At 51.7% G+C, this 7,224-nt stretch carries 10 protein-coding genes and 1 pseudogene; 6 read left to right on the forward strand and 5 right to left on the reverse strand.

What is annotated here, in order from left to right; genetic code table 11:
* Positions 1-193: 193 nt before the first annotated feature.
* On the forward strand, positions 194-757 hold the full coding sequence (locus tag ACZRJQ_RS21830; RefSeq protein WP_095039481.1) for a recombinase family protein: 564 nt from the start codon (positions 194-196) through the stop codon (positions 755-757).
* Between the two features lie 35 nt (positions 758-792).
* On the opposite strand, the gene ACZRJQ_RS21835 is transcribed toward ACZRJQ_RS21830, so the two are convergent.
* Positions 793-1,125, reverse strand: coding sequence for a type II toxin-antitoxin system YafQ family toxin (locus ACZRJQ_RS21835; protein WP_095021494.1), 333 nt, complete (start codon positions 1,123-1,125; stop codon positions 793-795).
* The gene (locus ACZRJQ_RS21840; protein ID WP_095021495.1) at positions 1,097-1,378 is read right to left on the reverse strand and encodes a type II toxin-antitoxin system RelB/DinJ family antitoxin; all 282 of its coding nucleotides are present in this window, start codon (positions 1,376-1,378) and stop codon (positions 1,097-1,099) included. Before ACZRJQ_RS21840 ends, ACZRJQ_RS21835 begins: the two co-directional genes overlap by 29 nt.
* A 256-nt stretch (positions 1,379-1,634) precedes the next feature.
* Between ACZRJQ_RS21840 and ACZRJQ_RS21845 the strand changes: the two genes are divergently transcribed.
* Genes ACZRJQ_RS21845 through ACZRJQ_RS21855 form a run of 3 tightly spaced genes read left to right on the forward strand, consistent with a single transcriptional unit; the run spans position 1,635 to position 2,454 of the window.
* Positions 1,635-1,952, forward strand: coding sequence for a hypothetical protein (locus ACZRJQ_RS21845; protein ID WP_048362293.1), 318 nt, complete (start codon positions 1,635-1,637; stop codon positions 1,950-1,952).
* Complete coding sequence (locus ACZRJQ_RS21850; RefSeq protein ID WP_095039477.1) at positions 1,949-2,209, forward strand: hypothetical protein; 261 nt, start codon at positions 1,949-1,951, stop codon at positions 2,207-2,209. The genes ACZRJQ_RS21845 and ACZRJQ_RS21850 overlap by 4 nt, the downstream gene beginning before the upstream one ends.
* Positions 2,206-2,454, forward strand: coding sequence for a hypothetical protein (locus tag ACZRJQ_RS21855; protein ID WP_095039478.1), 249 nt, complete (start codon positions 2,206-2,208; stop codon positions 2,452-2,454). Before ACZRJQ_RS21850 ends, ACZRJQ_RS21855 begins: the two co-directional genes overlap by 4 nt.
* 31 nt (positions 2,455-2,485) lie before the next feature.
* On the opposite strand, the gene ACZRJQ_RS21860 is transcribed toward ACZRJQ_RS21855, so the two are convergent.
* A complete protein-coding gene (locus ACZRJQ_RS21860; protein ID WP_073510845.1) occupies positions 2,486-2,905 on the reverse strand; it encodes a hypothetical protein in 420 nt (139 codons plus the stop codon).
* A gap of 1,590 nt (positions 2,906-4,495) precedes the next feature.
* Between ACZRJQ_RS21860 and ACZRJQ_RS21865 the strand changes: the two genes are divergently transcribed.
* Both ACZRJQ_RS21865 and ACZRJQ_RS21870 read left to right on the forward strand, forming a co-directional pair.
* Positions 4,496-4,918: a hypothetical protein gene (locus ACZRJQ_RS21865; protein WP_095039479.1), complete on the forward strand. Its 423-nt coding sequence runs from the start codon at positions 4,496-4,498 to the stop codon at positions 4,916-4,918.
* 69 nt (positions 4,919-4,987) lie between these two features.
* Entirely contained in the window at positions 4,988-6,106 is a 1,119-nt protein-coding gene (locus ACZRJQ_RS21870; protein ID WP_095039480.1) for a restriction endonuclease, read from the forward strand.
* A gap of 173 nt (positions 6,107-6,279) precedes the next feature.
* Here the strand turns inward: ACZRJQ_RS21870 and ACZRJQ_RS21875 are convergent, their stop codons facing one another.
* Together ACZRJQ_RS21875 and ACZRJQ_RS21880 are read right to left on the reverse strand one after the other, a co-directional pair.
* Positions 6,280-6,522, reverse strand: a complete 243-nt coding sequence (locus tag ACZRJQ_RS21875) for a hypothetical protein (protein WP_095008861.1) — start codon at positions 6,520-6,522, stop codon at positions 6,280-6,282.
* Positions 6,523-6,862: 340 nt separating this feature from the next.
* Positions 6,863-6,958, reverse strand: a pseudogene (locus ACZRJQ_RS21880) (helix-turn-helix domain-containing protein); the annotation flags it as partial.
* Positions 6,959-7,224 lie beyond the last annotated feature (266 nt).

Genomic DNA, 7,224 nt, shown 5'->3' on the forward strand with positions numbered 1-7,224 from the left:
CACTACAACCGACTGGCGTCGGGCATAACAACTTCGGGACGTAGGAAGAAGGCTGTTGCTGCCGCTTCCATTGCCGCACTAATCCTAAGTTATGCGACAAGCCCTGATCTGCCGAATTCGTTGGTTCGGAGTTGTCGCGTAAATCTGTCGCGAATGGTAATTTACCTGCGACAAGTTATGCGACAGGTGCTTCATGGAAAACGAAGGTCAGCAGATCGGATACGCTCGGGTTTCGACGCAAGGTCAGGATCTGGAGCAGCAACGGATTGCGCTAGGACAAAACGGGTGTCAGCGTATTTTCGAAGAGAAGGTCAGCGGGGCTAAGCAAGACCGTCCCGAACTGAGTCGGTTGCTCGATCATTTGCGACCAGGAGATGTGCTGACTGTGACGCGATTAGATCGCTTGGCCAGGTCAACGACCGACCTGCTTCACATTGCGGAGCGACTCAAAACCATAGGGGCAGGTCTGCGTTCACTTGCTGAGCCATGGGCCGACACCACCTCACCAGCTGGGCGCATGGTTTTAACGATCTTCGCCGGGATTGCTGACTTCGAGCGCTCCCTCATTGGCGAGCGTACCAGTGCTGGCCGAGCTGCCGCGAAAGCCAAAGGCGTTCGATTTGGGCCAAAGCCTGTTCTGACTCCTGAGCAGATAGCCCATGCGCGACGGTTGATCGATGAGGGTCAGTCAGTGGCCGAGGTTGCACGTCTTCTGGGTGTTCATCGCGCCACGCTATACCGTGCTTTACCTCAATAGCTAACGGGGCTTATGTGAAGCCCCCAGTGCCTTTACTACTCCTCGAAAAGGTCAGCGTGGGTTCCTGCTCGAACGAAGACGATTTGCTCTTGTTTGCTTTCAGCAGCTAGGCGGTAAATCAGCAGGAAATCTCCACCAACATGGCACTCCCGAAAGCCAACCCAGTTGCCTTTTAACGGATGGTCTAACCATTCAGGCGCTAAAGCTCCGTCATTGGAGACCAGCAGCATCATGACTTCCTTGAGCCGGTTAAGATCAAAACGACCGGAGCGGGAAAGTCGCTCCCAATCTTTTAGGAAGGTCTTCGCGTAGTCAGACACGCGAGGTAACGCCGCACGTTTACTCGCCGCTGTTTTTCTTGAGGTCATCGAACAGCTCGTCAATTGATTCAAAGCGCGCACTGTTAGTCCGCACGATCTCTTCCGCTTCGGCCATAGCCAAGCGGGTCTTCGCATTGGGAACTTTTAGTTCGAGCGGGAAAGCCTGATCAACCGCAATGCGGTGCAAAAAGATCCGCACGGCTTCGGACATACTCATGCCCATGTGGCCTAACGCAGCGTTGGCCTGAGCCTTGATGTCATCATCGATACGGACATGCAGCATGGATGTTTGGGTAGCCATAACGACCTCCTGGGTGAATAACACACAATGTATCTCAAATGAGATACATAGCAAGCAGTACCGATAGAATGAGAGGTCACGCCTACTCATTCCGGTCATCGCCACTTATGTAAAACAGGCCCCCACACTCAAGCCGAGCGTGGGGGCCTTTTTTTGTGGGCACGGAAACCACACCCCTCCTACACTGGTACGCCAGACCCCACCTCTGTGGTTTTACGCACTGTGGGCCACTGACTCGGATAAGGACGCCACCGCCATGCCGTTACCCGTCACACCGACCTATGAGCGCGGTTTGCGCGACCTGCGCGCACTATCCCCCGAGACTGCCGAACTGGCCGAGCGCATCGCCCTGGACCTAAAGCCTGAACTGTTGAGCATTGCGTCCGCCACCCTGGAGGCCCAGTTGCTGGATCTAATGCAGGAAGTGGCTCAACAACATATCCGCTGTGTGACACGGCTATGGGACTGGTTAACAGCTGTGGCCAGCGCGGGGGCGTTACCCGTTAAACATGTGGCCTTTTTTGCGTATGACGCGGCTGCGCTGGGCGGTCCGTACGGAGTAGTGCCCGAATGAGCGGCCGTTACGCTAACGAATACGATCCGTTTATCGCGATAAAAATGCCCCTTGAGGTTCTAGAAAGTCTGAGCCGCCGCCTGACAGCCATCGAGCGCAGCGCCGACACCCTGCAGGTGCATCTGGCCAGCGAACGGGCGCAAGGCTTCGTCGAAGCGCTGGAGGTGCTTAAGGTGTTTAAACCGGGGGAGATTGAAAGCCTGTACCTGATCATGGATGACGCCGCTCAGGCGCGCGTCACGGCGTTGCTGCTGTGATCGGGGACGGGATTCACGAAGACGCGCTGCAGCACCTGGTGCAACAGAGCGCGGTCAGGGAGTTTGTCGCCGGCCGTGATACCACCCGTACCAAGTGGACGTTTTCGGTACGCCTCGGCGGGCCGCACTCGCGGCTGATTCCGGTGCGCTCACGGCGCGAAGCGATTCGTACCTGGGCCAGCCTAACGGCGGTGGGTCGCTTTGCCGAAGGGCTCGGCGTGCGAGGCTTTGCGGTGGAACTATGAAGTTTCGCGCCCGCGAAACTGGCCACGGCTTTTAGTTATCGAGAGCGTCGAGCAAATTTGCCCAAGTAGGGGCTTCCCCTGGCTTCGCGTTGTGAGGCAATGCAGGTTTAGGCTCGGGTTTATGCTCGATCAGCCGAAGTGATTGTTGCAGCTCTTGTATCTCTGCACGCAGCAATCGAACCTCTTCAACCAACGAGTGTAGGGCTGGGTGTAAGGCGTCCATTTCAGGTGTAGGGGAAGTGTAGGGCGAGGGTGTCGGGTCAAGTGTAGGGCGGTGTAGGGTGATCCCCTGTGGTTCGCCATAAACGCGGATCATTTCTGATAGGTCGATAACCTTTTGCCCTTTACCGTCTAGGCCAGCAGTTACGCGGCCTTTAGACACGGCCTCATGCAATGTTGAACGGTGTAAACCGTAGAGTTTTGCCATGCGGCCGATGGTTAATTTTGCCATGTAGGGCAGTGTCGGGTTCTGTCTGTAGGGTGCCCTACAGTCTACTGCTATTTATGAGACTTAACCGACCATTCCCTAACGCGGTCCGGTGGACCTTGTTGGCTACCGTGCTGGTAGGCAGCACAGCTGCCAGACCCACACGGCAGCTTGTGAAAGACACAGGGTTTGCGCTGAGCGAGCAAACGCAATATCTTTGGGTAATAGATACATAGCATTAAAACGAAAAAACCCTGCCAAGGCAGGGTTTCATTCGGGCCAGCGGCGACTGCAATCGCTCTGGCCAAGGTCTCGGGGAATCTCTGCTTTTCGGTGCGGGGAACGAGACCTGGTAAGCCAATTCTGTCGGGAAAACTCCCGTCTGTCCAGCTTCCAGCCTCCCCCGACACCTCTTCCCGACGCTTGGAATCAAGATGCTTTGGGCCCGGGAAGTAATAGCTGCCGATCAAGGGGATCTCTTCACGGCAGCCGGTATAGCCGGTTAGGTGCGACCCGCAAGGGCGAGAAGGCAATGGCAGGGCAGCGTAAAAACCCAACCACGGGCGCTGTCACTGTCCTAAAACCCACCAACCGCCAGACGCCGAAGAGGGCAGGGGGCGCAGTGGTAAACAATCCCCGAAAGTCTGGAACGCCTGTTGGGAGTGGGAGCCGGGTGGTCGCACCTGGAACAAAATCCTCACTGCGTGGAGTCATGCGAGACGCTTTTTTTAAAAGCCGATCGTAGGGGCTCCCACGCCAGTGGGAGCCATCAAGAGCGTCGCGTAGCCATCATTATTGCCGCCAGTGGGCGGCCTTAGACTGGCGTCAGCCATCATTGCTCGTGCTCTTGTCTCTCAGGGTTATTACCCGCTTTGGATCTTTCCCAGCGAGTGGGGGTCCCCCTTTAGGGGGTCGAGCTGGTGAGCGCGTAGCGCGAATGCTCTTGGCTTTTTGCCCTTTTGTACCTTTTCACCTTTATACCTCTCCTATTGGCGTTCTATTGCTGAAGCAATAGCCAACGCAATAGAACGACCAATAGAACGCCACATAGATAATCCAAGACAAAAGCAGAGCAACAGCGCGCCATCCCTACGGTCTGTCGTGGCCGCCCTGCGGGACGCCCAAACCTTCCGGGGGAGCGCCCCGTCAGGCTTTCAGGGTTCCGACTCGCTGCGCGAGCCTCCACCCTCTTTCCTCCCCTGCGCCCTGGACGGGCTTGTCTCGAAAATTCACCCGCGTGCGCGCCCGGCAAAGCCGGACCAACCTGCATTCTGCCATTGCGCGACGTCTCGTTGCGGTCCGTTGTCCCTTTCTCGACTGCTCCATCGCGAATCCAGGTTGGTCCGGTTTTACCTGACGCGCACGCAAGCGGTGCGGCCGGATGCTGCGCACCCTGGTTTCGCCCTGGACGGGCTGCACCAGGGCAGAACGGAAAAATTTGGCCTGGGGGCCATTTTTCCTCACCCCCCTCGTGGGCTCGGGTGGTGTCTGTCCAGCTGTTTCCGCCGTCTTCGCCGGCGGTTTATCAGAGCGGCTAAGGCCGCTCTGGAAGCAGCTTTCAGCTGCCCAAAGTCTGCTGCGTTACCATGCAATTTTCGCCTAGGAGCAAACCTTATGCAGCGTTTAGCCAAACCCTCGGACTACGTCCGGCAAGACGTTCTCGGTCAATCGACCTACGTGCTTCCCTGGGAGCCGCGGCTGTGCCCGGGAAATCCTGCGGACGATCCGGAACTGGGCGCGCAGCTCTATAACGAATTTGCCTGCAACGCCGCTCAGGGCGTGACACCGCGATCACCAGCCGAACAGCTGTCTGACATCATCGGTTGGGCCATAGTTACGCCTGGAGAAGCCGCACGCAGCTTGGCGGCTGACCTCGCGGCGACCTACCAGGGTAAGCATCAGTTTCTAATGGAGGATTTGGAGCTTGGGGATGAGGAAACCAAGCCGCACCGAGCGCACCTGATTTTTCACAATGAGGATATTCGTGATCTGTCGGCTTCACGATTGATGGCTTTACGTGAACGTATGGTTTTTTAGGTTTATCTATTCATAGCTATAAAATTTAATAAACTGGCAGTTGTGATATATAAAATCGGCGGATATTCAATGAATTATTATGCATCTCTTGGGAATAAAAGTTGTGTCGCAGAAGTTATCGATCCTTTCTTTTTAGCCAAACACATGGATCTTGATTTTAAGAAAACTGGATTGATAAATTTTGATTCCTTGAAAGAAATACATACTTATATAGATGTTTGTTTGAAATTTTTAAGCGATGAAATTATTTTTCTTTCTAACGCATATACTTATTGCGAGCAATACTATTGCGAAAAAATTGTGAGTTGTGTTATGGAGGAAATTGAAGACCGCAGTAAAAAGCTTGGTTATATTTGTTGTGATCTTTTTAGCGAGCTTGCTTCTTCAGAAAAAGCCGCTAAGAAAGCGAAAGAGGATAATATTCGTGAGCCGCTAAACCAAGATCAGTATCAGGAGTTAGCGTCTTCTGAAATTCATAAATTCTTGAAATTTATCGATGAAAAATTCGGATTGAGTTTTATTCAAAAAGATATTTTAGACCAATTTACTAGTATGGCTAATGGGCTTTCCCATTGGATAGGCTTGGATGCAGTAAACCATTTTACTTCTAAGCTTTCTAGGATAAATAGAGAGATTAATTCATTTGAGCGTGCTTTTTCTAAGGCATACAATCAAATTGATTTTGTAAAAAATGCTTTTTTTTCTCAAAATATTAGTTATGTCAATGGAGATGTTGATTACGCTAAAATATACCGAATTTCAAAAAAGAATTTTGGCTATGATAACTTTATGGAAATTATTTGGTGGGGCTCAATAGTTCACACAATTATGAGTGTAAGTGAAGTCGAAAAAGAATTTAGGCCATCTAATCTCCAAAGTGGTTTGAATTTCGAAAAACATGTTGAAAAGCTTTACATAGGTCTTGGCTACTCTGTTTCTACTACTCCGATAACAGGAGATTTCGGAGTTGATCTTCTAGCTACTTCAAACACAGAAAAAATTGCAATTCAGTGTAAAAAATACGCGACGCCTGTAGGTCCAGATGCGGTTATGCAGGTTTATTCAGGAGGAGCGTATTATGGATGTACGAGGTTTTCTGTTTTTTCAGTAAATGGTTTTACAAATGCAGCTACGGAAATGGCAAGTAAGTTAAGAGTTGAACTTTTTAATATTAAATTAGCCGTATAAATCTGTTAAATCTAAGAGAAACGCCTCCTGAGCGCATCTACCGTGTTACGAGTAACGCCGCTTATGTTCAATCGTCACAAATAAAAAAGCCCGGTCTAAGCGGGCTTGGTTGTCTATCAGCGGCACCAGGGCAATTTAAAATCAGCAACCCTGAGCCTGAGCTTGGTGGACTCTTACCGCTGAAGCGCCTTGGCCGCCGCGATGCCACTAGGGGTCAGCACTCCCGAATACATTGGTCTGGACATGATATTGCCCGCGACCATTCGAGTAATACGAAAGCAACCAAACCCCTTGGCCCAAAGCTGCTCGAAAACATCAGCATTTGCTTCGATAAAAGCGCTATCTGGACGCTTTCCCTGCTCATGCATCGTCAGGAGCGTGGACAGCATGGAGTTGAATTCTGAATGGCCCGTCATAGCGAACGTCCTTGTGAAATTCGACCACCATTATTTCGGCTGATCTCATCCCGCATTCGCTTTGGCAGAAAAACTCCATACTGGGGTTGCTCTGCGGACAGGGTGGGCGTTTCGAGCACAGCCAAAACTCGACCTGGAGAAGGTTGAGTAATCGAATGGTCGTCAATGAGTGGGGCGGAAAAATCGAAACTAAATTGCTCTGTAATCGCCATCGTGTATTTCCTCGTTTATAAAGGCTTGATTATACCACAACCCATAATTATCTTAATTTGTCAATATTTTTTATCGTGCAAATTAATAAGGCTCACCATATTTTTTGAGACTGAGTAATCTTGTCTCATGCGCGAAAGACAGTGGTGTGGTCGCGACCGCCAAACACATAACCGACTCCCGGCAGGCTATGGTTGGTCAGCTCTTTGGACTGGGCCATGGCCACCATGGTGTTCATCAAGTGGTCAGTGTATGCAGCAAGTTCTTGTAGTCCTCGCGGATATCCGTGTCGGACTCCTCAAGGTCATTTGGTTCAACCAAATGGATGCAAGAAATACAGCTATCAGACCGTGGAGCCTCCAAAATAACGGTGCACACCATTAAGTCCTGAAGCACTACAACCGACTGGCGTCGGGCATAACAACTTCGGGACGTAGGAAGAAGGCTGTTGCTGCCGCTTCCATTGCCGCACTAATCCTAAGTTATGCGACA

The organism is Pseudomonas sp. E315 (assembly GCF_055406205.1).